Source organism: Amycolatopsis sp. CA-126428 (genome assembly GCF_002904335.1).
Classification (GTDB): domain Bacteria; phylum Actinomycetota; class Actinomycetes; order Mycobacteriales; family Pseudonocardiaceae; genus Amycolatopsis.
The window spans coordinates 22,060-44,707 of the sequence record NZ_PPHF01000155.1 but is presented as its reverse complement, the minus strand read 5'-3'; the positions used below and the strand labels follow the sequence as shown (position 1 = coordinate 44,707).

General features: G+C 72.2%; 26 protein-coding genes. 12 read left to right on the top strand and 14 right to left on the bottom strand.

The window, feature by feature from the left end; translation table 11 throughout:
- Nucleotides 1–2: 2 nt before the first annotated feature.
- Together C2L58_RS38670 and C2L58_RS38665 are read right to left on the bottom strand one after the other, a co-directional pair.
- Nucleotides 3–1,706 (bottom strand): AMP-binding protein, encoded by a 1,704-nt coding sequence (locus C2L58_RS38670; protein WP_103342578.1) that lies wholly within the window; start codon nucleotides 1,704–1,706, stop codon nucleotides 3–5.
- A 13-nt stretch (nucleotides 1,707–1,719) separates the two neighbouring features.
- Nucleotides 1,720–2,562: a crotonase/enoyl-CoA hydratase family protein gene (locus C2L58_RS38665; protein ID WP_103342577.1), complete on the bottom strand. Its 843-nt coding sequence runs from the start codon at nucleotides 2,560–2,562 to the stop codon at nucleotides 1,720–1,722.
- 136 nt (nucleotides 2,563–2,698) lie between these two features.
- Between C2L58_RS38665 and C2L58_RS38660 the strand changes: the two genes are divergently transcribed.
- Nucleotides 2,699–3,574 carry an alpha/beta fold hydrolase gene (locus tag C2L58_RS38660; protein WP_103342576.1) on the top strand — a complete coding sequence of 292 codons (876 nt, stop codon included), beginning with the start codon at nucleotides 2,699–2,701 and terminating at the stop codon, nucleotides 3,572–3,574.
- Between the two features lie 382 nt (nucleotides 3,575–3,956).
- On the opposite strand, the gene cobA is transcribed toward C2L58_RS38660, so the two are convergent.
- From cobA to rpmB, 7 genes are all read right to left on the bottom strand, one after another.
- Nucleotides 3,957–5,177, bottom strand: a complete 1,221-nt coding sequence (gene cobA / locus C2L58_RS38655) for a uroporphyrinogen-III C-methyltransferase (RefSeq protein WP_103342575.1) — start codon at nucleotides 5,175–5,177, stop codon at nucleotides 3,957–3,959.
- Between the two features lie 47 nt (nucleotides 5,178–5,224).
- On the bottom strand, nucleotides 5,225–7,096 hold the full coding sequence (locus C2L58_RS38650) for a vWA domain-containing protein (RefSeq protein ID WP_103342574.1): 1,872 nt from the start codon (nucleotides 7,094–7,096) through the stop codon (nucleotides 5,225–5,227).
- Nucleotides 7,093–8,154: an ATP-binding protein gene (locus C2L58_RS38645; RefSeq protein WP_103342573.1), complete on the bottom strand. Its 1,062-nt coding sequence runs from the start codon at nucleotides 8,152–8,154 to the stop codon at nucleotides 7,093–7,095. The genes C2L58_RS38650 and C2L58_RS38645 overlap by 4 nt, the downstream gene beginning before the upstream one ends.
- 90 nt (nucleotides 8,155–8,244) lie before the next feature.
- Nucleotides 8,245–8,499, bottom strand: coding sequence for a 30S ribosomal protein S18 (gene rpsR, locus C2L58_RS38640; RefSeq protein WP_103342572.1), 255 nt, complete (start codon nucleotides 8,497–8,499; stop codon nucleotides 8,245–8,247).
- A complete protein-coding gene (gene rpsN / locus C2L58_RS38635) occupies nucleotides 8,496–8,801 on the bottom strand; it encodes a 30S ribosomal protein S14 (RefSeq protein ID WP_103342571.1) in 306 nt (101 codons plus the stop codon). The genes rpsR and rpsN overlap by 4 nt, the downstream gene beginning before the upstream one ends.
- A complete protein-coding gene (rpmG, locus tag C2L58_RS38630; RefSeq protein WP_005149953.1) occupies nucleotides 8,801–8,968 on the bottom strand; it encodes a 50S ribosomal protein L33 in 168 nt (55 codons plus the stop codon). Before rpmG ends, rpsN begins: the two co-directional genes overlap by 1 nt.
- Nucleotides 8,968–9,204, bottom strand: a complete 237-nt coding sequence (gene rpmB, locus C2L58_RS38625; protein WP_103342570.1) for a 50S ribosomal protein L28 — start codon at nucleotides 9,202–9,204, stop codon at nucleotides 8,968–8,970. Before rpmB ends, rpmG begins: the two co-directional genes overlap by 1 nt.
- Nucleotides 9,205–9,283: 79 nt before the next feature.
- Between rpmB and mrf the strand changes: the two genes are divergently transcribed.
- Genes mrf through C2L58_RS38600 form a run of 5 tightly spaced genes read left to right on the top strand, consistent with a single transcriptional unit; the run spans nucleotide 9,284 to nucleotide 12,679 of the window.
- Entirely contained in the window at nucleotides 9,284–10,534 is a 1,251-nt protein-coding gene (gene mrf / locus C2L58_RS38620) for a ribosome hibernation factor-recruiting GTPase MRF (RefSeq protein WP_103342569.1), read from the top strand.
- Nucleotides 10,531–10,785, top strand: coding sequence for a type B 50S ribosomal protein L31 (locus C2L58_RS38615; protein ID WP_103342568.1), 255 nt, complete (start codon nucleotides 10,531–10,533; stop codon nucleotides 10,783–10,785). The genes mrf and C2L58_RS38615 overlap by 4 nt, the downstream gene beginning before the upstream one ends.
- Nucleotides 10,785–10,937 carry a 50S ribosomal protein L32 gene (rpmF, locus tag C2L58_RS38610; RefSeq protein ID WP_103342567.1) on the top strand — a complete coding sequence of 51 codons (153 nt, stop codon included), beginning with the start codon at nucleotides 10,785–10,787 and terminating at the stop codon, nucleotides 10,935–10,937. Before C2L58_RS38615 ends, rpmF begins: the two co-directional genes overlap by 1 nt.
- Entirely contained in the window at nucleotides 10,934–11,986 is a 1,053-nt protein-coding gene (locus tag C2L58_RS38605; protein ID WP_103342566.1) for a GTP-binding protein, read from the top strand. The genes rpmF and C2L58_RS38605 overlap by 4 nt, the downstream gene beginning before the upstream one ends.
- 21 nt (nucleotides 11,987–12,007) lie before the next feature.
- Entirely contained in the window at nucleotides 12,008–12,679 is a 672-nt protein-coding gene (locus C2L58_RS38600; RefSeq protein ID WP_103342565.1) for a hypothetical protein, read from the top strand.
- A 5-nt stretch (nucleotides 12,680–12,684) separates the two neighbouring features.
- On the opposite strand, the gene C2L58_RS38595 is transcribed toward C2L58_RS38600, so the two are convergent.
- The gene (locus C2L58_RS38595) at nucleotides 12,685–12,972 is read right to left on the bottom strand and encodes a hypothetical protein (protein ID WP_103342564.1); all 288 of its coding nucleotides are present in this window, start codon (nucleotides 12,970–12,972) and stop codon (nucleotides 12,685–12,687) included.
- 142 nt (nucleotides 12,973–13,114) lie between these two features.
- Here C2L58_RS38595 and C2L58_RS38590 point away from each other — a divergent pair, with 142 nt between their 5' ends.
- The 4 genes from C2L58_RS38590 to C2L58_RS38575 are packed head-to-tail and all read left to right on the top strand — an operon-like array spanning nucleotide 13,115 to nucleotide 16,240.
- On the top strand, nucleotides 13,115–13,549 hold the full coding sequence (locus C2L58_RS38590; RefSeq protein ID WP_233226182.1) for a MarR family winged helix-turn-helix transcriptional regulator: 435 nt from the start codon (nucleotides 13,115–13,117) through the stop codon (nucleotides 13,547–13,549).
- The gene (locus C2L58_RS38585; protein WP_103342562.1) at nucleotides 13,546–15,216 is read left to right on the top strand and encodes an MFS transporter; all 1,671 of its coding nucleotides are present in this window, start codon (nucleotides 13,546–13,548) and stop codon (nucleotides 15,214–15,216) included. The genes C2L58_RS38590 and C2L58_RS38585 overlap by 4 nt, the downstream gene beginning before the upstream one ends.
- Nucleotides 15,213–15,953 (top strand): dienelactone hydrolase family protein, encoded by a 741-nt coding sequence (locus tag C2L58_RS38580; RefSeq protein WP_103342561.1) that lies wholly within the window; start codon nucleotides 15,213–15,215, stop codon nucleotides 15,951–15,953. The genes C2L58_RS38585 and C2L58_RS38580 overlap by 4 nt, the downstream gene beginning before the upstream one ends.
- Nucleotides 15,954–15,967: 14 nt before the next feature.
- Nucleotides 15,968–16,240 (top strand): DUF6295 family protein, encoded by a 273-nt coding sequence (locus tag C2L58_RS38575; RefSeq protein ID WP_103342560.1) that lies wholly within the window; start codon nucleotides 15,968–15,970, stop codon nucleotides 16,238–16,240.
- Between the two features lie 3 nt (nucleotides 16,241–16,243).
- Here the strand turns inward: C2L58_RS38575 and C2L58_RS38570 are convergent, their stop codons facing one another.
- From C2L58_RS38570 to C2L58_RS38555, 4 genes are all read right to left on the bottom strand, one after another.
- Complete coding sequence (locus tag C2L58_RS38570; RefSeq protein ID WP_103342559.1) at nucleotides 16,244–17,659, bottom strand: pyridoxal phosphate-dependent decarboxylase family protein; 1,416 nt, start codon at nucleotides 17,657–17,659, stop codon at nucleotides 16,244–16,246.
- Nucleotides 17,646–18,959 (bottom strand): MFS transporter, encoded by a 1,314-nt coding sequence (locus C2L58_RS38565; protein ID WP_103342558.1) that lies wholly within the window; start codon nucleotides 18,957–18,959, stop codon nucleotides 17,646–17,648. The genes C2L58_RS38570 and C2L58_RS38565 overlap by 14 nt, the downstream gene beginning before the upstream one ends.
- 118 nt (nucleotides 18,960–19,077) lie before the next feature.
- A complete protein-coding gene (locus tag C2L58_RS38560; protein WP_103342557.1) occupies nucleotides 19,078–20,103 on the bottom strand; it encodes an LLM class F420-dependent oxidoreductase in 1,026 nt (341 codons plus the stop codon).
- Nucleotides 20,100–21,092 (bottom strand): oxygenase MpaB family protein, encoded by a 993-nt coding sequence (locus tag C2L58_RS38555; protein WP_233226181.1) that lies wholly within the window; start codon nucleotides 21,090–21,092, stop codon nucleotides 20,100–20,102. Before C2L58_RS38555 ends, C2L58_RS38560 begins: the two co-directional genes overlap by 4 nt.
- Nucleotides 21,093–21,178: 86 nt before the next feature.
- Here C2L58_RS38555 and C2L58_RS38550 point away from each other — a divergent pair, with 86 nt between their 5' ends.
- The gene (locus tag C2L58_RS38550; protein ID WP_103342556.1) at nucleotides 21,179–21,769 is read left to right on the top strand and encodes a TetR/AcrR family transcriptional regulator; all 591 of its coding nucleotides are present in this window, start codon (nucleotides 21,179–21,181) and stop codon (nucleotides 21,767–21,769) included.
- A 58-nt stretch (nucleotides 21,770–21,827) separates the two neighbouring features.
- On the top strand, nucleotides 21,828–22,613 hold the full coding sequence (locus C2L58_RS38545) for an IclR family transcriptional regulator (protein ID WP_103342555.1): 786 nt from the start codon (nucleotides 21,828–21,830) through the stop codon (nucleotides 22,611–22,613).
- Nucleotides 22,614–22,648: the final 35 nt, after the last annotated feature.

The window sequence follows — 22,648 nt, the reverse complement described above, 5'->3', positions numbered from 1 at the left end:
CGTCAGGACTTGAGGTCGGGGAAGTCCTCCTCGCGGTACTCGGTCCCCTGGCCGCGCTTCGGGTCGCTTTCGCGGCCGCGCAGCTCGACGCGCCGGATCTTGCCCGAGATCGTCTTCGGCAGCTCCGCGAACTCCAGCCGCCGGATCCGCTTGTACGGCGCCAGGTGCTCGCGGCAGTACGCCAGGATCGACCGCGCGGTCGCGGCGTCCGCGGAGAACCCCGCGGCCAGCACGACGTAGGCCTTGGGCACCGCGAGCCGGATCGGGTCGGGGGCCGGGACGACCGCCGCCTCGGCCACCGCCTCGTGCTCGATGAGGACGCTCTCCAGCTCGAACGGCGAGATGCGGTAGTCCGACGCCTTGAACACGTCGTCGGTGCGCCCGACGTAGGTGAGGTAGCCGCGCTCGTCGATCGAAGCGACGTCACCGGTGTGGTAGAAGCCGCCCCCGAACGCGGCCGACGTGCGCTCGTCGTCGCCCGCGTAGCCGGTCATCAGGCCCACCGGCCGGTGCGCGAGGTCGAGGCAGATCTCGCCCTCCGCCGCGCGCTCGCCGCTGACCGGGTCCACCAGCGCCACCACGAAGCCGGGCAGCGGACGGCCCATCGAGCCGGGCACGACGTCCTGGCCGGGGGTGTTCGCGATCTGGACGCTGCTTTCGGTCTGGCCGAAGCCGTCGCGGATGGTGACGCCCCACGCCTTCCGGACCTGCTCGATCACCTCGGGGTTGAGCGGCTCCCCCGCCCCGACGACCTTGCGCGGTGGCGTTCGGAGCGCCGTCAGGTCGGCCTGGATGAGCATCCGCCACACGGTCGGCGGCGCGCAGAAGCTCGTCACGCCGCAGCGGTCCATCTGCGCCAGCAGGGCGCCCGCGTCGAACCGGCTGTAGTTGTAGAGGAACACCGTGGCCTCGGCGTTGAACGGCGCGAAGAAGTTGCTCCACGCGTGCTTCGCCCAGCCCGGCGAGGAGATGTTCAGGTGGACGTCGCCGGGTTCCAGCCCGATCCAGTACATCGTGGACAGGTGACCCACCGGGTACGAGACGTGCGTGTGCTGCACCAGCTTCGGCTTCGCGGTCGTGCCGGAGGTGAAGTACAGCAGCAGCGGGTCGCCGGCCCGGGTCGGGCCGTCGGGGGCGTACTCGGGCGATTCGGCGAACGCGGCCGAGTACGAGTGCCAGCCCTCGACCGGCTCCCCCACCGCGATCCGGGTGTAGTCGCCGGTCACGCCGTCGAACTTCGGCGCGTCCACCGAGCGGACGACGACGTGCCTGGCGGCGCCGCGCTCCACGCGGTCGGTCAGGTCGGCCGGCCCGAGCAGCGTCGACGCCGGGATGATCACGGCGCCGAGCTTGATCGCGGCGAGGATCGTCTCCCACAGCTCGCCCTGGTTGCCCAGCATGAGGATCAGCCGGTCGCCGCGGCGGACGCCGAGGTTCCGCAGCCAGTTGGCCACCTGGTTGGACCGGCCGGACAGCTCCGGGTAGGTCCAGCGGTTCTCGGTGCCGTCCTCCTCGACGATCCACAGCGCGGACCGCCCGGCGTTGTCCGGGTCGTGCGCGACGACGTCGAACCAGTCGATCGCCCAGTTGAACTCGTCGAACTCCGGCCAGGCGAAGTCGCGGTACGCCGTGTCGTAGTCCTCGCGGTGGGTCAACAGGTAGTCCCGCGCGACGCGGAACGCGTGGTGGACCTCCGAAGCGCTCACGCTGCCTCCTCCGTTATTCGCCCTTGAACTCCGGCGCGCGCCGTTCCATGAACGCCTGGACCGCCTCGCCGAGGTCCTTGCTGGGCAGGAACGCCGAGTTCCACGCCGCGACGTACCGGAGGCCGTCGGCGACCTGGCGCTCGGTGTTCGCCGCCAGTACCTGCTTCGTACCCTGCACCACGAGCGGCGGGTTCGCAGTGATCTCGCCGGCGAGTTCGCGGGCGGCCTTCACCACCGCGTCCTGGTTCTCGTAGACGTCGTTGACCAGGCCGATCTTCTCGGCGCGGGCGGCGTCGACGTCCTTGCCGGTGAGCGCGAGCTCCCGCAGGTGCCCCTCGCCGATGATCGAGGCGAGCCGCTGCAGGCTGCCCAGGTCGGCGACGATGGCGACGCGCACCTCGCGGACGCTGAACTTGGCGTCGGCGCTGGCCAGCCGGACGTCGGCGGCCGCGACGACGTCGACCCCGCCGCCAATGCACCAGCCGGACACGGCCGCGACGACCGGTTTGCGGCATTCCGCGATCGAGCTGACCGCCGCCTGCAGCGACCGGACCTGGTCGAGGAACGCCGTCCGCGGGCCGGCGAGGTTGTCGCCGCCCAGCATCGGCGCCCAGTCGCCCATCATCGCCGGCAGGTCGAGGCCGTAGGAGAAGTTCGTCCCGCTGCCGGTCAGCACCACGGCCCTGACCTGCGGGTCGGCGTCCAGTGCGCGGAAGACCAGCGGCAGCTCGCGCCAGAAGTCCGGGCCCATCGCGTTGCCCTTCGACGGGCCGAGAAGCGTCACTTCGGCCACGTGGCCGTCGACGTCGACCTTCAGGGAGACGAGGTCGGGCAGACTGTCAGCAGTAGCGGTCATGGGGTCATCTTGACCCATGCCCGCGACGCCCCGCCATTGGCACCTTGCCAATTGACCCTCCGGTCACCGTGCCAACCCGGTCGGGGGATGCTTTCCTGAAAGAGACTCACACCACGACCGGGGAGGACGGTGGGACATGAGCCCGGCCAGCGCGACCGCGATCGACCCCGCACCCCCTTCCGCGCCCCTCCGGCGGGCCTCCCGCCCGATCGAGCTGACCGGCTCGTTCGACCACGAGGGCCACCGGCTCTGGTACACCGAGTTCGGCAGCGGCGACAAGGTCGTCGTCCTCACCCACGGCATCATGCTGACCCGCCGGATGCACGCGCCGCTGGCCCGCCGGCTGGCCCGCGCGGGCTTCCGGGTGATCACCCTCGACCTGCTCGGCCACGGCGACTCCGACCGGCCGACCGAGTCGTGGCTGTACTCGATGCCCTCGTTCGCCGAGCAGACGCTCGCCCTGCTGGACCACCTCGAGGTGTCGTCCGCGGTGATCGGCGGGACGTCGCTGGGCGCGAACGTCTCGCTGGAAGTGGCGGTGCAGGCACCCTCGCGGGCGCGGGGGCTGATCGTCGAGATGCCGGTGCTGGACAACGCGATCGTCGCCGGGCTGTTCACGTTCGCGCCGCTGCTGCTGGCGGCCCGGTTCCTGCCGTTCACGGTGCAGGCGGTGGCCTTGGCGGCGTCGGTGGTCCCGCACGGCAACCAGTGGGTCGACGTCGTCACCGACACGCTGTCCCAGCGCCCGGCCCCGATGGCGGCCCTGCTGCACGGGGTGCTGTTCGGCCGGATCGCGCCACCGAAGGCGATCAGGCGGAAGATCACGACGCGCGCCCTGGTGATCGGCCACCAGGGCGACCCGATCCACCCGTTCGGCGACGCGGACACTCTGGCGGTCGACATGCCGGACGCGGAGTTCGTCCAAGCCCGCAGCCCGGTCGAGCTCCGCCTCGACCCGACCCGGCTCTCGGACGCGATCCGGGATTTCGCCGCGAGCTGCTACGAGGACTGAAAGGCTTCGCCCATGCCGTTGGTGTGGGTGACCGGGAACTCCGGGGTCGGCAAGTCGGCGGTCTGCGCGGTGCTGAAGGCCCGGGGCGAGAACGCGGTCGACGCGGACTGGGAGGGCTACCACCGCTGGGTGGACCGGACGACCGGACAGGTGGTCACCGATCCCCCGGATCCGGTGCCGGCGGCCTGGCTCGCACCACGAACAGCTTCGGCAAGCACCCGGAGCAGCTGGCCGCGACGCTCGACGGCAACGCCACCGCCGAGTCCGCCTACCGGCAGCTCGGCGCGACGATCATCGACGCCACCAAGCCGCTGGCCGAAGTCGCCGACGCCATCCTCATCGCCGCCGGCCGTGTCCGAACCGGCATCACGCGTGATTCCCCTCAGGACACCGGGGCGAGGCCGGCCACCGGGCCGATCACGATCACCGCGGGCGGGCGGACCCCGGAGGCCGCCGCGTCCGTCACCACTGTGTCCAAAGTGGACCGGAGGGTGCGCTGGGTGCGCATCGTGCCGTCCTCGATGATGGCCACCGGGGTGTTCGCCGGGCGGCCGCCGTCGAGAAGCGCCTTCGCGAACTGCGGGAGCCGCTCGACCCCCATCATCAGCACGATCGTGCCCGTCATCCGGGCCAGCAGCTCCCAGTCGACCAGGGACCGGTCGTCGCCCGGGGCGACGTGGCCGGAAACCACCACCACCTCGTGGGCCACGCCGCGGTGGGTGACCGGGACGTCCGCCACCGCCGGGACCGCGAACGCGCTCGTGATGCCCGGGACCATCGTCACCGGGACGCCCGCCTCGGCGCAGGCCAGCACCTCCTCGAAGCCGCGGCCGAACAGGTACGGGTCGCCGCCCTTGAGGCGGACGACGAACTTGCCCTCCTTGGCGCGCTCGATCAGCGTGCTGTTGATGACGTCCTGGCTGGCCGCGCGGCCGTACGGGATCTTCGCCGCGTCGACGATCTCCACCTCCGGTGCGAGTTCGTCGAGCAGCTCGCGGGGGGCCAGCCGGTCCACCACGACGACGTCCGCGCGCGACAGCAGGCGCCGGCCGCGGACCGTGATCAGTTCCGGGTCGCCCGGGCCCCCGCCGACCAGCGCCACCCCGGGCAGCGCGCCCTCGGGGTGCGGCCGGCGGCCGTCTTCGATCGTGCCGTTGTGCAGGCCGTCGAGCATCGAGTCGCGCACCGCCGCCGAACGCAGCGGCTCGCCGCCGGAGAGCACGCCGAACAGCAGGCCACCGTGCCGCCCCGACGCCGGGGTCACCGCCGATCCGGACTCGCCTTCGTCGGCGCGGACGCAGAACACGCGCTCCCGCTCGGCCTCCTCGCAGACGGCGGCGTTCACCGAAGGGTCGTTCGTGCAGGCCAGGGCGTACCAGGCGTCCTTGAGATCGCCGGGTGCGTAGGGGCGCTCGTGCCAGACGAGCTCGCCCGCGTCCACCATGCCCTGCACGGACGGCGTCGTGTGCGGCGACACCAGTTCGACGCGGGCCCCCGCGCCGATGAGGCGGGGCAGCCGGCGCTGGGCCACGGAACCGCCGCCGATCATCACCACGCGGCGGCCGGTCAGCTGCAGGCCGGAAAGGTAGTGCGGGTCGTCCATGCGCGGGAGTTTATTGGTGCCCGGGCCCCACGCCAGCCCAGCGTGGGTCACGCCACCCGGAACACCGGCCCGCGGGCCACGAACGGCAGCCGCGCGCCCCGCGGCACCAGGTACGCGTGCTCGCGGCGGGGCCGGACGTGGTCGCACTGCGCGTCGGTGATGATCAGGATCGGGCCGTCGGCCGGGAAGTCGGCCGCCCGCTGGAGCAGGTCGACGCCGGGCTGCAGGATCGTGCCGCCGCGGCCGCGGACCTTGACGCGGCCCGCGATGTCCTCCACCGCGAGGTACCCGGCGTCGTGGGCGACGGCGTCGCAGAACACCACGCGCGCCGCCGGGACGTCCCGGGCCAGCGCGTACGACGCGATCGCGCCCAGGGCCTTGCCCAGCAGCTCGGCGTTCATCGACCCCGAGGTGTCCAGCACCACGCCGAAGGTGACGCGCCGGTCGAGACGCTCCGGGCGGACGCGGCCCGGGCGCGGGATGTCCGGCGTCGCCGACTGGCGGCGGGACGCCCGCGCGTAGCCGCGCACCGGCAGCTCCGCCCGGACGTGCTCGTCGAACCAGCGCGCGAGCTGCGCGTCCCACGGCAGCGGCGGGTGGTCGAGGGCCCGGATCTCCTGTTCCAGCCCGGCCGGCAGCCGCCCGCGGCCCTGGGCGTGGTGGTATTCGAGCCCCTGGGTGAGCGCCCGGCGGTAGAACTCGTCGAGGTCGACGCCGCCGGCCCGGTCGCCGTCGCGCCACGGCGGGGGCTTGGCGCCGGCCCGCCGCGACGACCGGCGCTGCACCGCGTCCGGTTCGGACAGCCAGTCGCCCAGCACGTCCCCGGCCTCGCGCGAGCCCAGGGTCACCAGCTTGCGCGCCCGCCGGAGGTCGGTGCTCAGCGTGTCGTAGACCGACTCCGCGGACATCCCGGTGAGCTGCTGGTCGTGCAGGCAGCCGTCGGGCAGCTCGCCGACGCCCATCGAGACCAGCCAGCCGTTGATCACGTAGTCGCAGGCGACGTTCCACAGGTACGGGTCGCGGCCCAGCGCGCGGCGATCGTGCCGCAGCGCGGCGTGCAGCATCTCGTGGGCCAGCACGAACCGCCACTCCTCGGCGCTCAGGTCGGCGGCCGGGTTGACGTAGATCTCGCCGTGCTCGGCGTCGACCGCCGCGAAGGCGATGTTCCAGGCGCGGACGACGTCGACGTCGACGACCAGGGTGAACCCGGCGGCCGCCGCGCCGAGCAGCGGGAACGACGAGACGAACCACGCCGGCGCGCGGTCCCACTCCCCCATCGCCCGCCGGTGCCGGGTGTGGCCGCGGGCGTCGGCGGCGCGTTCCATCGCCTCGGTGGCCGAGGCGATCAGCCCGCGGGCGAAGCGCTCCGTCCACGGCCGCGGCTTCCCGTGGTACTGCAGCTGCCAGCGGCTCATCGGGGGCGCGAGCCGCAGGCACGGCCGCGCCCCGCCGGTGCCGAGGGCCCGGAACGGCTCCGGCACACCGGTTTCGCGCCAGCTCCGGCTCAAGGCGAGCTCGTCGGTGCCCGGCAGGTCCGGCAGCTCCACGAGGGGGGTGCCCACGTGGACCGCGTCGGCGAACCGGTGGACGGCCACGCAGCTCGCGGCCCAGTAAGGGGCATCGAACTCCACGTCGGCCAGCTGCGCTTCGTCGAGGTGGCCGAGGCCGAGGTGCAGCAGCAGGTGCGCGAACACCCACGCCCATTCGCCCGGCTCGGCGTCGCGCGCGCGGTTCGGGGTGATCAGCCCGCGGTCGTCGACGACGGCCCAGCCGTCCACGCCGGTCAGGCTCTCGGTGCTCAGGCTCGCGCCGCGGGCGAGGTGGTCGAGGACGGTGTGCGAGCGCGCCCGGCCCCAGCCGTCGGCGATCGCCTTCTGCCGCCGCTCCCGGCGCTTCGCTTCGACGCGGGCGTTGCTCATGCGCGCGCCGCGACCAGCCGCGGGAGGTCGCGGGCCGCCTCGACCAGGAACCACGAGGGCAGGCGGGGGTGGCCCGTCTCGTCGTCGGCGATGACCAGCTGCGCCATCTCCAGGGAGAGTTCGGCCAGCTCCACGAGCAGGCTCTTCGCGCGGAAGGCGAACTGGCGCACGGCCGCCGACGCGTGCCGCTTGTCCGCGGGCAGGTCCTTGACCAGCCGCGCGCGGAAGGTCTCGGCGAGGAAGTAGAGCAGGTCGCGGTCGCCCGGCTCGGCGGGCCAGCGCGCGTCGCCCTTGAGGATCGCCTCCAGGTCGAAGGCGTGCCGGGCCACCTTGAGGTACGCGCGGAAGGCGCCGGCGTGCGCCGGGGTGAGGGTCGCGTACGCCAGCAGCGCGATCGTCTCGTCGTCGGCCGGGTCGCCGGCGGAGCGCAGCAGGTCCGAGAGCATGTGCCAGGACCGCGGCGTCGAAAACGGCTCCTCGGTCTTCGGCGGCGGGCTCCAGAGGTGGTCCGGCCGCTGGGTGAGGTACTCGATCACCCACGGGTGGATGCCGTTCCCGGCGGCCCAGGCGAGCCAGTCGCCCGGCGCGGCGCGCAGGTGGACGTGCACCAGGCGGTTGACCAGGGCCGAGGCCATCGGCCGGGCCAGGGCCTGGTCGGTGGCGCGGTTGCCGGCACCGATCACGACCGAGCCCGGCGGCAGCTCGTACGAGCCGATGCGGCGGTCGAGGATGAGCGAGTAGAACGCCTTCTGGACGTCGGGCGCGGCGGCGTTCAGCTCGTCGAGGAACAGGCAGTACGGCTCGTCACGGGCGATCTGCTCGGGCGGGCAGAACCGGCTGCGGCCGTCGACGATCTGCGGGACGCCGATCAGGTCTTCGGGCGCGAGCTGGGTGCCCAGCAGCGAAACGCAGTCGAGCCCCAGCGACGCCGCGAACTCGCGCACCAGCGACGACTTCCCGATCCCGGGCGCGCCCCAGAGGAACACCGGCCGCACGACGGCGGTGGTGAGCAGGAGCTCGGGCAGCCGGGCGGGCGTGACCGTGAGCTGGGCGTGCAAGCGTGGACCTCCTGGCAGTCAGGACATCTTCTTGCGACGCCCCCTTTCGACGCCCATGGTCGCGCACCGCCCGGTGCGTACGCACCCGAATTAGCTCGCCCGGCCCGCGGACGGGTACGGCAGCAGCGCCATCTCGCGCGCGTTCTTGATCGCCGTGGCGACCTGCTTCTGTTGCTGCGGCGTCAATCCGGTGACCCGGCGGGCCCGGATCTTGCCGCGGTCGGAGACGAACTTCCGCAGCAGGTCGACGTCCTTCCAGTCGACTTCAGTGATTTTGCCGGCGCGCAACAGGTTCACCCTGCGCTTGGCCGGACGGTCGCGGTGCGGCTTCGGCATCCGGCTCACCAGCTCGACTTCGCGACGCCGGGCAGCTCGCCGCGGTGCGCGGCCTGCCGCATCTTCACCCGCGACAACCCGAACTTCCGCAGGTAGCCGCGCGGGCGGCCGTCCGCGACGTCCCGGTTGCGGATCCGCGTCGGGCTCGCGTCCCGCGGCAGCTTCTGCAGCGCGACGACCGCGTTCGCCTTCTCCTCCGCCGGCGAGCCGGGCGAGGCGACGACGGCCTTGAGCGCGCGGCGGCGTTCGCCGAACCGGGCGGCGATCACCTTCCGCTGCTCGTTCTTCGCGATCTTCGACTTCTTGGCCATCAGCGCTCTTCCTTGAACTCGACGTGCTTGCGCGCCACGGGGTCGTACTTGCGCAGGACCATCCGGTCCGGGTCGTTGCGGCGGTTCTTCTTCGTCACGTACGTGTAGCCGGTGCCCGCGGTGGACCGCAGCTTGATGATCGGCCGGATGTCGGTGCTCTTCGCCATTACAGCTTCACCCCCTTCACCTTCAGCTCGGCGACGACGGCCTCGATGCCGCGCTTGTCGATCGTCTTCATGCCCTTGGCGGACACGCGCAGCCGCACCCAGCGGCCCTCACTGGGCACGAAGTAGCGACGGTTCTGCAGGTTCGGCTCCCACCGCCGGGACGTGCGGCGATGGGAGTGCGAGACCTGCTTGCCGTAGCCCGGCTTGCGGCCGGTGACCTGGCACACGGCGGACAAGAGACCCTCCCGAGTTGGTAGTGGTTATCATTGTCATCTACTCTACGCACCGTACCCCGCCCGTATTCCTGGAGCCGCAGTGACCCCTCACCCCCGAGTCCCGCTCGTCCTCGTCAGCGGACTCGCCGCCGGCCCGAACGCCGCGCTGGCCGAGCTGCTGCGCGCGGCGGAGCCCGGCACCGCCGTCGTCCACCACGACCTGCGCGAGATCCGCTCCGGCGTCGTCCGCCGCCGCCTGAAGCTCGGCGAGCGCGACGAGCTGACCGTGCTGGAACTGGCCCACGGCTGCGTGTCGTGCACCCTGCGGGAGGACCTCCTCCCGCTGCTGCGGCGGCTGGCCCGGCGCCCGGAGGTGACCCGGATCGTCGTCCGGCTCGACGAGGCCATGGAGCCGGAGCCGGTGAGCTGGGCGATCCGGAACGTCCTGCTCGGCGACCACCCGGTGGGCGACGACGTCGACCTGCGGGCCGTCCTCACCGTCGTCGACTGCGCGACCTGGCTGACCGACGCGACCGGCGACGACGAGCTGGCCGACCGGAACCTGCAGGGCAGCCCCGAGGACGAACGGACGGTCGCGCAGGTCGCGCTGTCACAGGTGGAGTTCGCCGACGTCCTCGTGCTGGCCGGCGCGGCCACCGACGCGTGGAGCGCCGCGAAGGCGTCCGCGGTGCTCGACCGGGTGGCGCCGTCCATCCCGCGGGTGGAGCTGGCGCGGATCGACGGCCACGGCGTGCTCGACGCGATCCCGGCGGACGCCCGCCGCGGCGAGGTCACCGACATGCACGGCGCCCTGCTGCGCGGCGAGCCGCCCCTGCACGACGACTGCGGCATCGCCTTGCTCACCTTCACCGCGCGGCGGCCGTTCCACCCGGAGCGGCTGCACGACGCCCTCGACGTGCTGCTCGACGGCGTCGTCCGCACCCGCGGGCGCGCGTGGGTGGCCAGTCAGCCCGACGTCGCGTTCTGGATCGAGTCGGCGGGCGGCGGGCTGGGCCTCGGCCACGCCGGGCCGTGGCTCGCGTCGCCGGACGGTCCGGAGTGGACGGACGTCTCCCCCGAGCGCCGCACGCTGGCGTCCCTGCGCTGGCACCCGGTGCACGGTGACCGGGCGCAGGAACTCGTCATCGTGACCGACCAGACAACGCCCGGCGAGATCGACGCGGCCCTGCGCGGCGCTCTACTGACCGAAGAAGAACTGGCCGCCGGACCCGAAGCATGGCTGCGCTATCCCGACCCGTTCGGCGACTGGCACGAGGAGCCGTGCGAGGACACCGAAACCGACCCGGCGCGCCACGACGCGACCGCGGCGAACCGAAAGGAAGACCGATGAAATCCGGCATCCACCCCGACTACCACCCCGTGGTGTTCAAGGACTCGTCGACCGGCGACGCCTTCCTGACCCGCTCCACCATCACCTCCGAGAAGACGATCGAGTGGTCCGACGGCCGCACGTACCCGCTCGTCGTGGTCGACATCAGCTCGTGGTCGCACCCGTTCTGGACCGGCACCCAGCGGATCATGGACAGCGCCGGCCAGGTCGAGAAGTTCCACCGCCGCTACGGGAAGCGAGGCACCCGCTGATGGCCGTCCCCAAGCGCAAGCTGTCCCGCAGCAACACGCGGTCCCGGCGGTCGCAGTGGAAGGCCGCCGTGCCCGACCTGGTGCCGATCCAGGTGGACGGCAAGGTCCAGCTGGTCCCCCGCCGGCTGATGAAGCACTTCCACGCGCAGTGAGCGTTCCGGTCACCGTGCTGTCCGGATTCCTCGGCGCGGGCAAGACGACACTGCTCAACCACATCCTCGCCAACCGGGCGGGCTTGCGGGTGGCGGTGATCGTCAACGACATGAGCGAGGTCAACATCGATGCCGCGCTGGTCCGGTCGCAGGAGCGCCTGGTCGAGCTGACCAACGGGTGCATCTGCTGCACCCTGCGGGAGGACCTCCTCGAAGAGGTCGCGGCGCTGTGCACCGGCGGCCGCTTCGACCACGTGCTCATCGAGTCGAGCGGGATCTCCGAACCGATGCCGGTGGCCGCGACGTTCACGTTCCTGGAGGCGGTCGCCCACCTCGACACGATGGTGACCGTGGTGGACGCGGCGAACTTCGGTCGCGAGCTGGCGGCCGGCGACTCCCTGGTGGAGCGCCGGCTCGACCAGTACGAAGACGACGAGCGGACGGTCAGCGACCTGCTGATGGACCAGGTCGAGTTCGCCGACGTCCTGCTGCTGAACAAGACTGACCTGGCCACCGACGTCGACCGGCTGGTGGCGACGCTGCGGCGGCTCAACCCGGCCGCCGACGTCGTCACGGGCAGCTTCGGGAAGGTGCCGCTGGAGCGGGTCTTCGGGACCGGGAGGTACGACGCCGTCCGGGCGCAGGAGGCGCCGGGCTGGGTGGCCGAGCTGAACGGCGACCACGTCCCGGAGACCGAGGAATACGGCATCTCCAGCGTGGTGTTCCGCGCTTCCCGGCCATTCGACCCGCCCCGGCTGTGGGATTTCGTCACCCGGCGGCTGGATTCCGGCGAATTCGGGACGGTGCTGCGGTCGAAGGGGTTCTTCGCGCTGGCGTCCCGGCCCGGGGTGACCGGGCTGTGGTCGCAGGCGGGCACGGTGGCCCGGTTCGAACCCCAGGGCGTGGCGGCCGAACCGCGGCAGGAACTGGTGTTCATCGGCGTCGACCTGGCGGGCGAAGCACTCCTGGCCGCGCTGCGGGACTGCCTCGGCGACGTCGCCACCGGCCCGGACCCGTTCCCGGAGTGGGAGCCGGTCGAAATTCATTGACCGCGGCGGAAGAATGGCGGCATGGACGGGCGGGGATATCTGGAGAAGCTGATTTCCGACAGCCTGGGCGCGGGCCGGGGGCAACCGGAGGGCGGCCGGCGAAGTTCTCTCGACCTGCGACAGATCCGCGGGGTGGCGATCGGCCTGGTGGCCGCGGGAACCCTGGCCCAGGAGGACGCCGACCGGATCCTCGCCGACCTGGACGAGACCCTGCGCCGGTCCGGCTGGCTCAACGTCGTGCACGTGGAGGCCTCCGCCTCGACCTCGATCAGCGGTCAGGCGGTGGCCAGGGCCGTCGGCGCCGAGCGGCCCGAGTGGCGGCAGGCGATCGAAGAGCCGCCCGCGCCGGTGCTGCGGCACGTCGTTTCCCTGGCGGGCCGCAGCCTCGAAGCCGGCGAGCTGAAGGCGGACCTCGTGAGCCTGGAGGTGTGGTCGGCCTTCGTCGTGCTGACCACGGCACGCGAGGGCGATTCGCGCCGGATGCGAGAGCTCTTCCACCTGCGGACCCTTTGGCGCGGCTGGGACGACACCGGAACCCAGTACCGCGGCGGCGGTGGCGGCGGGTCCGGGTCGCACGGGCTGCTCGTGGAGCGCCGCACGTTCGAACCCGGGCCACCGGAAGAGGCCCGGGTACTCACCCTGGCCGTCGAGTCCTCCGGCAGCCAGGCCACGGTCGTGATCCCGCTCGGCTGAAAGCGTCAGTGGTCGTCGTAGTGGTCCTCGTGGGTCGCGTGGCGGTGCCCGTCGTGCAGGTAGTCGCCGTGGGGCACCGCCATGTGGCCGCAGCCTTCGCCGTGGGCGTGGTCGTGGCCGGTGTGCGGGACGTTCCCCGCGATTTCGCACTCGTCGAAGTGGCCGTCGTGGGCCCGGTGCAGGTGCCCCTCGTGCACGTAGTCGATGTGGTCGCCGTGCGGGACCGCCGCGTGGCCGCAGCCTTCGCGGTGGACGTGGTCGTGGCCGGCGTGCTCGACGTGCAGGATGGTCATCGGCTGCCCCTCTCCAGGTGTGTCCATTTCGGACGTTAACCCGGGCGCCGGGGAACGGCCGGGCGAAAGCTCCCGGCTCACCCGATAGCGCCGCCCGTGTCCGAGTTGATCAACCCAGGTTTATCAGTCTAGGTTGACGATCGTGACGGACGACGAGCTCCTCCAGGCGAGCGCCGACCTGCGCGTCGCGCTCGGCCGGCTGGTCCGGCGGCTGCGCCAGGGCTACGTCGCCGGCGAACCGACCCTGCCCGAACGCTCGGTCCTGTCCCGGCTCGACCGTGAGGGCCCGGCCACCCCGGGCTGCCTCGCCGACCTCGAACGCGTCAAGCCGCAGGCCATGGGCGTCACCCTCGCCGGGCTGGTCGAACGCGGGCTGGTCGAGCGGCGCAAGGACGACTCCGACGGCCGCAAGGTGCTGATGTCGGTCACCGAAACCGGCGTCAAGCTGCTCACCGACCGGCGCTCGCAGACGACCCGGCAGATGGCGGCCGCGCTGGCCGGGAAGTTCACCGCGGCCGAGCAGCGCGCCCTGATCGCGGCGATCCCGCTGATCGAGCGGCTGGCGGACGAGCTGTGAGCTACAAGTGGGTCGCGCTGTCGAACACCACGCTCGGCGTGCTGATGTCCGCCCTCGACGGCTCGATCGTGATCATCTCGCTGCCGGCGATCTTCCGCGGCATCGGGCTCGACCCGCTCGCCCCGGGCAACATCGGCTACCTGCTCTGGATGATCCTCGGCTACCTGCTGGTGCAGGCCGTGCTGGTGGTGACGCTCGGGCGGCTCGGCGACATGTTCGGCCGCGTCAAGATGTACAACCTCGGGTTCGTCGTGTTCAGCGCCGCGTCGGTCGCCCTGTCGTTCGACCCGTTCCACGCCGGCGCCGGCGCGCTGTGGCTGATCGGCTGGCGGATCGTGCAGGCCGTCGGCGGATCGATGCTGACGGCGAACTCGGCGGCCATCCTCACCGACGCCTTCCCGGCGCGGCAGCGCGGGATGGCGCTGGGCGTCAACCAGATCACCGCGCTGGCCGGGCAGTTCCTCGGCCTGGTCGTCGGCGGGCTGCTGGCCGAGATCGACTGGCGCGCGGTGTTCTGGGTGAGCGTGCCGTTCGGGCTGCTCGGCACGATCTGGTCGATCCGCAGCCTCCGCGAGGTCGGCACGCCGCAGCGCGCGAAGATCGACTGGGGCGGCAACGTCACCTTCGCCGCCGGGACGGCGCTGGTCCTGGCCGCGATCACCTACGGCATCCAGCCCTACGGCGGCGCGGCCACCGGCTGGGGCAATCCCTGGGTCCTCGGCGGGATCGGCGCCGGGGTGCTGCTGCTCCTGCTGTTCGGCGTGATCGAGACGCGCATCGCCACGCCGATGTTCCAGCTGAGCCTGTTCAAGATCCGCGCGTTCGCCGCCGGGAACGTCGCCGCGTTGCTGACTTCGGTCGCGCGTGGTGGCATGCAGTTCATGCTCATCATCTGGCTGCAGGGGATCTGGCTGCCCCTGCACGGCTACGACTACGAGCGGACGCCCCTGTGGGCGGGCATCCACCTGCTGCCGCTGACCGTCGGGTTCCTCATCGCCGGGCCGGTGTCCGGGTACCTGTCGGACCGGTTCGGCGCCCGGCCGCTGGCCACCGGCGGGCTGCTCCTGGTCGCCGCCGCGTTCCTCGGCCTCCTGGCCCTGCCGGTGGACTTCTCCTACCCGGCGTTCGCCGCCCTGCTCGTGCTGAGCGGCGTCGGCCAGGGCATGTTCGCCGCGCCCAACACCTCCGCGATCATGAGCAGCGTCCCGACCGAGCAGCGCGGCGTCGCCTCCGGCATGCGGGCGACGTTCCAGAACTCCGGGACGTCGCTGTCGATCGGCGTGTTCTTCTCGCTGATGATCGCCGGGCTGGCCACGTCGCTGCCGCAGACGCTGACGGGCGGCCTGCAGGCCCACGGCGTCCCGGCGCCGGTCGCCGACGGCGTCGCGCAGCTCCCGCCGGTCAGCACGCTGTTCGCCGCGTTCCTGGGCAGCAACCCGGTCGGGCACCTGCTCGGCCCGGACGTCCTTTCCGGACTGGCGCCGGCCGACCGGGCGACGCTGACCGGTGGCGAGTTCTTCCCGCGGCTGGTCTCCGGCCCGTTCCACCACGGCCTGGTGGTCGTGTTCACCGCGGCCGCGGCGATGGCCGTCGTCGCCGCGATCGCGTCCGCTTCGCGCGGCGCACGGTACGTCCACCCTCTCGAGGAAGCGAAGGAGAACCGATGACCGACGAGATCATCGCCGGAACCGTCACCATCACCGGCCACGGCGGGGACGAGCTGGAGGCCTACCTGGCCAAACCGACCGACGAGACCCCGCGCGGCGGCGTCGTGGTGATCCACCACCTGCCCGGCTACGACGCGGCGACGAAGGAGATGGTCCGCCGCTTCGCCGTCGAGGGCTACAACGCGCTCTGCCCGAACCTGTACACGCGGGAAGCGCCGGGCGCGGACCCCGACGACGCGGCCGCGACGGTCCGCGCGGCGGGCGGCATCCCGGACGACCGCCTGGTCGGCGACGTCTCGGGCGCGGCGGACTACCTGCGCGCGCTGGAGAACGCGAACGGCCGCGTCGGCGTCATCGGGCACTGTTCCGGCGGCCGCCACGCGTTCCTCGCGGCCTGTTCCCTGGAGCTCGACGCGGCGGTGGACTGCTACGGCGCATTCGTCGTCAACGAGCCGCCGGAGGCGATGAGGCAGATGAAACCGCTGCTCGGCCTGACGCCCCAGCTGTCCTGCCCGCTGCTGGGCATCTTCGGCGCCGACGACCAGTTCCCGGGCCCGGACGAGGTGGCGGTGCTGGCGGCGGAGCTGGAAAAGCACGGCAAGGAGCACGAGTTCCACACCTACGCCGACGCCGGCCACGCGTTCTTCGCCGTCGACCGCCCCAGCTACCGCCCCGAAGCCGCGAAAGACGGCTGGGAACGCATCCTCGACTTCTACGCCCGCACGCTGACCGCCTGAGAGAGGACTCGCTGATGTGCACTTACCTGACCGAGAAGTTCGCGCTCGAAGGCAGCGGAAAGGGGGCTCGCGGCTGGTTCCGCGTGAACGAGGGCACCGTGTACGTCGACCACCCGGTGCACGCGCCCTACGCGCACACGGTGAACATCGACTTCCGGAACCCGGGCCTGGGTGCTTCCGCGCGGGTCGCGTTGGAACTGACGGAAGAGGACGCGCTGGCCCTGGCGGATGCCATTCACGCGGCCGTCAAGTCCGCGCCCGCCGGGCTGGCTTCGCGGAACCAGTGAGGTTCACGGCGTGTACAGCGCGCCCAGGAACTCCAGCAGCAACCGCTCCCGCAACGGCGCCGGTGCCGTTGCGAGGAGCGCGTTGATCGGGGCCATCCGCTCCGGCAGTCCCGAAGCGCCACCCAGGCCGGCCGCCGCGAGGAGGCCCGCGAACTGCTCGGACGTCAGCGTCGCCGGGTCGAGGGCCGCGACGAACTCCGCCACCGCCGGGTCGACGACCACCGGGCCCGCCGCCCGCGCGGCGTCCACCGACGCGGCCAGGTCGGTCAGGAACTCCTTCTCGCCGCCGTGGTTGGCCGCCGTCACCGTCAGGTGCAGGTTCACCGGCGACGCCAGATGAGCGAACTGCGGCTGGACGTACCAGCCGCGCGCCTTCATCTCGTCGGCCACCGTGAACAGGTCGTACCCGTCGTCGCCGGTGAACGCGATCAGCGTCGACACCGGGTCGCCGAGCACCCGCAGGCCGGGGAGTTCCTCGATGCCGGACCGGATCCGGGCCACCGCCTCACGCGCGGCGGACGCCAGCTTCAGGTAGCCGTCGGAACCGAGGTGGTTGACCACGGCCCACGCCGCCGCGAGGGGGCCGCCGGAACGCGTGCTCTGGATGGTCGTGTTCAGCATCGTGTAGCCCGGCCAGGCCGCGCTCGCGAAGTAGTGCGTGCGCCGCAGCTCCGCCGAGGCGTGCAGCAGCACCGACGTCCCCTTCGGGCAGTACGCGTACTTGTGCAGGTCCACCGAAATGCTCGTGACGCCGGGGACGCGGAAGTCGAACGGCGGGACGTCCGCGCCGAGGCGGGCGAAGTACGGCAGCACCCAGCCGCCGATGCAGGCGTCGACGTGCGTCCGGACGCCGCGCTCGAGCGCCGCCGCCGCGATCTCGGGGACCGGGTCGAGGACGCCGTGGGCGTACGACGGCGCACTCGCCACGACCAGGACCGTCGAGTCGTCGATCGCCGCGGCCATCGCCGCCGGGTCGGCGCGGAAGGTCACCGGGTCGACCGGGACGTCGATCCGCCGCAGCCCGAACAGGTGGGCCGCCTTGTGGAACGCCGCGTGCGCGGTGGTCGGCAGCACGATCGACGGCGACGCGACCGAGGGGTGGGCGTCCCGGGCCGCGAGCACCGCCAGCAGGCACGACTCCGTGCCGCCCGAGGTCACCGAACCGACCACGCCCGGGACGTCACCCAGCAACCGGGACGCCGCAAGAACGAGGTCGTTCTCCATGCGGAGCAGGCTCGGGAACGCCGTCGGGTCCAGGCCGTTGGCCGACGACGCGAGCGCGTGCGCCGCCGCGCCCAGGGAGTCCACTTCGGACAGCCCGCTGTCGTAGACGTAGGCCAGGGTCCGGCCGCCGTGCGTCGGCAGGTCGCCCGCGCGCAGCTCCCGCAGCGCCGCGAGGACGTCCTCAGACGGGTTCACGGCGCGGCTCCAGCACCTTGCGCCGCAGCAGCGGCAGGGCCAGCGCGATCAGCACGCCGGGGATGATCGACGCCCCGACGAGGATCGCCACGATCGCGCTGTGCGGCTGCGCCGCGGTGGCGTCGGTGCTGGACACGTACCCGCCGAACGCCAGGATCAGCGCCCAGAGCCCGCCGCCGAAGGCCAGCCCGAGGGTCTCCCCCGCGGTCCACACGCCCGCCGCGATCCCCGCGCGGGTTTCGCCGGTGCGCTCCTCTTCGGCGGTGATCAGGTCGGGCAGGATGGCCAGCGGGAACACCGAAATCCCGGCGTACCCGACCCCGCACAGCGCCACGAAGACGAACGAGACGACCAGCGGGATCTCCTGGGCGAACACGAGCCCGAGCAGCCCGATCGCGAAGGCCGCGGTGGCCAGGCGGAAGCCGTTGAGCTTGCCGACCCGGTCGCCCAGCCGCGGCCAGAGCGGCATGGTGATCAGCGCCGGGCCGACGAAGATGACGAACAGGATCGTGCCGTAGCCGTCGTTCCCGAGGATGCGCTGGGCGAAGAACGGGATCGCGGCGAGCACCGTGCCGATGCCCAGCGCCTGGATGAAGTACGTGCCGAGCAGCCAGCGGAACGGCCGCCAGGCGGCCAGCGTGCGCACCAGCTCCTTCAGGTTCACCGTGTTCGGCCGCAGCGAGCCGACCGGGGCGTCCTTGAGCCCGAAGTACACCAGCAGCGTCGCGACCAGCACGATCAGCCCGATCACCACGGCCATGACCCGGTAGCCGGCGACGCCGTCGATCCCGGCGGTGATCGCCGGGGCGCCGCCGCCGCAGATCAGGATCGTCACGGCGAGCACCCCGATGCGGACGCTGGTGAGCTTCGTCCGCTCGGTCGCCGAGCCGGTCAGCTCGGCGGGGAGCGCGTTGAACGGCACCTGGAACAGCGCGTACGCCGTGGCGCAGAGGGCGAACGTGATCGCCACGTACAGCGCGTCCGGCAGCGGGCCGCCGAACCCGGGGTGGGCGAACATCGCCGCGAACAGGATCGCCACGCCGATGCCGCCGATCAGCAGGAAGCGCCGCCGGCTGCCGGTCTTGATCAGGTCGGCGTCGGACATCCGCCCGGCGATCGGGTTGAACAGCACGTCCCAGGCCTTGGGCACGAACACGATCGCCGCCGCCCAGCCCGCGGGCACGGCCATCGTGTCGGTCAGGTACTTCACCAGCACCAGGCCGGGAACCGTGCCGAAGGACCCGGTGACGAACGAGCCGAGCGAATAGCGGAACCTCGTCCGGCCGGACAGCGTCGTCATGGTCCTCCTCGAAGGCGTACCGGGTGCCCGCATGAGTATTCGATCTCGGCGGACACCCGGTAGGGATCGAGGGGAATCGTGCCATCGTCGTGACCTGGGGCACGGAGCGACCCGCCGGTCAGCCCAGAGCGCGGGCGATCTTCTCCAGCGTCGCGGCGTCACCGCGCAGGAGCAGCTGGGTGACCACGGTGTTCTCCCAGGCCGTCAGTTCCTCGCGGATCTTCTCCGGCGGCCCGATCAGCGAGGTGTCCTCCACCAGCGACGTCGGGATCGCCGCGGCCGCCTCCTCCTTGCGGCCGGCGAGGAAGAGCTCCTGGACCTTGTCGGCCACGTCGCCGTAGCCCAGCCGCGCGTAGACGTCGTGGTGGAAGTTGACGCTCTTCGCGCCCATCCCGCCGATGTACAACGCCAGCGACGGCTTGATCCAGCTCGCCGCCTCCTCGACGTCGTCGTGCACGATCACCGGCAGCGAGCACGGCACCTCGAACGTCTCCAGGGTGTGGCGCGCGCCCGGCCGCGAGAAGCCTTCCTCGAGCGCGGCCTTGTAGAAGTCGTTGCTCTTGGGCGAGAAGAACAGCGGCAGCCAGCCGTCGCCGATCTCCGCCGCGAGGGCCACGTTCTTGGGACCTTCGGCCGCCAGGTGGATCGGGATGTCCTTGCGCAGCGGGTGCACCGTCGGCTTCAGCGGCTTGCCGAGCCCGGTGCCGCCCTTGAACGGCAGCTGGAAGTGGTCGCCGTCGAGGGTCACCGGCGCCTCGCGGGCGATCACCTGCCGGACGATGTTCACGTACTCGCGGGTCCGCGCGAGGGGCTTCGGGTACGGCTGGCCGTACCAGCCCTCGACGACCTGCGGGCCGGACGCGCCGAGCCCCAGCACCATCCGGCCACCGGAGAGGTGGTCGAGGGTCAGCGCGCTCATCGCCGTCGCCGTCGGCGTCCGCGCGGCCATCTGCACGATGTTCGTGCCGAGCCGGATCCGGCTGGTGGAAGCGCCGTACCAGGCCAGCGGCGTGAACGCGTCCGAGCCGTACGCCTCCGCCGTCCACACCGAGTCGAAGCCGAGCTCCTCGGCCTTGAGGACGGCTTCCAGCGCACCCGGGGTGGGGCCGCTCTGCCAGTACCCGACGTGGAATCCCAGCTTCACGAAAGCCTCCTAGACGTTCGGCGTGTAGTGCTCGGGCTTGCCCCGCGCAATTGTTTCCGGGGCCCAGCCCCGGACCCGGCCGGGGGCGAGCCCCCTGGACCCCCAACAGCTGTCCATGGCGGCAGGTTCCTGGGTGGAGTTTCGACCAAGGGCGCGCCCGGAGCCACCTCGCCGCGCTCGCGACGCCAGCCGGCGCGGGCTCGCGGGTGGTAGCGGCGGTCGTGCGGGACGAGCGTGAACAGAGCGTTGACGAGCTTCCCGAACCGCCGGTGCCGCCGGGCGTCGCGCTCGGTCCAGCGGAAGCCGAGCAGGTCGCGGACCTCGCGGTCGTACAGGCCGATCGTCAGCCAGACGAAGTTGCGCGCGACCACCCGCTGGACCGGCCGCCACAGCGGGTCCGGCAGCCAGGGCAGGAACGGCGGCTTGCCGAGCCCGCGGATGTCCAGGACGTCCCGGGTGGCCTTGTTGTCCTCCAGGACGTCGGTGCACATGTGCTTCCAGTAGCGCTGGAAGTCCTCCCAGCTTTCCGGCACCGGCCGCATGGTCATGTCGTACATCCGCCACCAGCGGACGTGCTCGTCGAACAGCTGCCGCTTCTCCGCCTCGCCGATGCCGCCCATGAAGTGGTCGGCGATGAGGATCGTGCTGACGAAGAACGTCGCGTGCGCCCAGTAGTAGGTGTCCGGGTCGAGCGCGTGGTAGCGGCGGCCCCGCGCGTCGACGCCCTTGATGCGGTCGTGGTAGCCGCGGACTTCGAGGGCGGTCCGGTGGGCGCGCGGGCCGTCGTAGACGACCCCGCCGATCGGGTAGAGCGAACGGAACAGCCGCTGCCAGCGCTCTTCGAAGAACCGCGAGTGCTGCTCGACGCCGGCGCCGAGGCCGGGGTGCAGGTTCTGCATGGAGCCGGCCCACAGGCCGATCAGCAGGCCGCGCCAGTCGCCGAAGTACTTCCACGTCAGCGAGTCGGGCCCCAGCGGCTGGGGGGTCATCGGCGGCTCCTCGTCGGGTCCGAAACTGACTACGGGTGTTGTCAGGCTAGGATCTGACAACAGTTGTAGTCAACCGAGGAGCTGTGATGCCGGGCCGGACCTGGGCGGGCACGACGCTGGACGACCGGAAGGCGCTCCGGCGCGAGCAGCTCGTGGCCGCCGGCCTGGAACTGCTGGGCACCGAAGGCTCGGCCGGGACGAGCGTCCGCGCGGTGTGCCGGCACGCGAAGCTGACCGAGCGCTACTTCTACGAGAGCTTCGCCGACCGCGAAGAACTGGTCGCGGCGGTCTACGAGCACGTCGGCGAGCAGGCGCGGCAGGCGCTCGTCGACGCGGTACGGGACGCGCCCACTCCGGTGTCGCGGGCGGAGAACGCCGTGCGCGCGTTCGTCGAGCTGATCGTCGACGACCCCCGCAAGGGCCGGGTGCTGCTGCTCGCCCCGCTCACCGACCCCGCGCTGACCCGCCGCGGCCTGCACCTGCTGCCGGTGTTCGCCGCGCTGGTCGGCGAGCAGCTCACCCACGGCGACGAGGCCGAGCGCCGGATGGTCGCCGTCGGGCTGGTCGGCGCGCTGACCAACGTCTTCGTCGCCTACCTCGACGGCTCGCTGAAGGTCTCGCGCGAGCGGCTCGTCGCGCACTGCGTGAAACTCGTCCTCGGCGCCGACGGCCACTGACGCACCTCCCTTGCCCGACCCGGTGACAGTCGCGCGGCGGATCGGGCACACTCAACCCATGCGTACCGCTGGGCGGAACGACGGCGCGAGCGGCGACGGCCTCGTCGCGGCCCGGCTCGCCGCGCTCCTGGAAGCCTTCCGGCCGGGTGACGAGACCCTCGGCGTCTCCGAGCTGGGCCGCCGGACCGGGCTGGCGAAGACGACCGTGCACCGGCTCGTCGGGCACCTGGCCGAGACCGGCCTGCTCGAACGCGAGGCCGGCGCGGTGCGGCTCGGGCTGCGGCTGTTCGAAATCGGCCAACTGGCCTCGCCCCGCCGTGGCCTGGTCGAGGCGGCCCGGCCGTACCTGGCCGACCTGCGCGAAGCCACGCGCAACACGGTCCACCTCGCGATCCTCGAAGGCACCGAAGTCGTGTACCTCGACGTGCTGCGCGGGCCGGACGCGCCGACGCTGCCCTCGCGCATCGGCGGCCGGTTCCCCGCGCACGCCACCGGCGTCGGCAAGGCGATCCTGGCGTTCTCCCCGGAATCCGTGGTGGACCAGGTGATCGACGCCGGGCTGCCGCGGATGAGCGCGCGGACGATCACCGCACCCGGCCTGCTGCGCCGTCAGCTCACCCGGGTGCGGGAAGAAGGGATCGCCCTGGAGCGCGAGGAATCCGGCGTCGGCGTGGTGTGCGCGGCCAGTCCCCTGCTCGACACGCACGGCGCCGCCGTCGCGGCGGTGTCGATTTCCGGCTGGGCCAACCGGATGCGGACCGAACGGGTCGCGCCCGCCGTCCGGACGGTCGCGCTGGCGTTGAGCCGGACCCTGGCCGGCTCCGGCCCGCGCGGTGGGAAATAATCTTGCCGGGCAACGCTTTTCCCGCGACTGGGCCG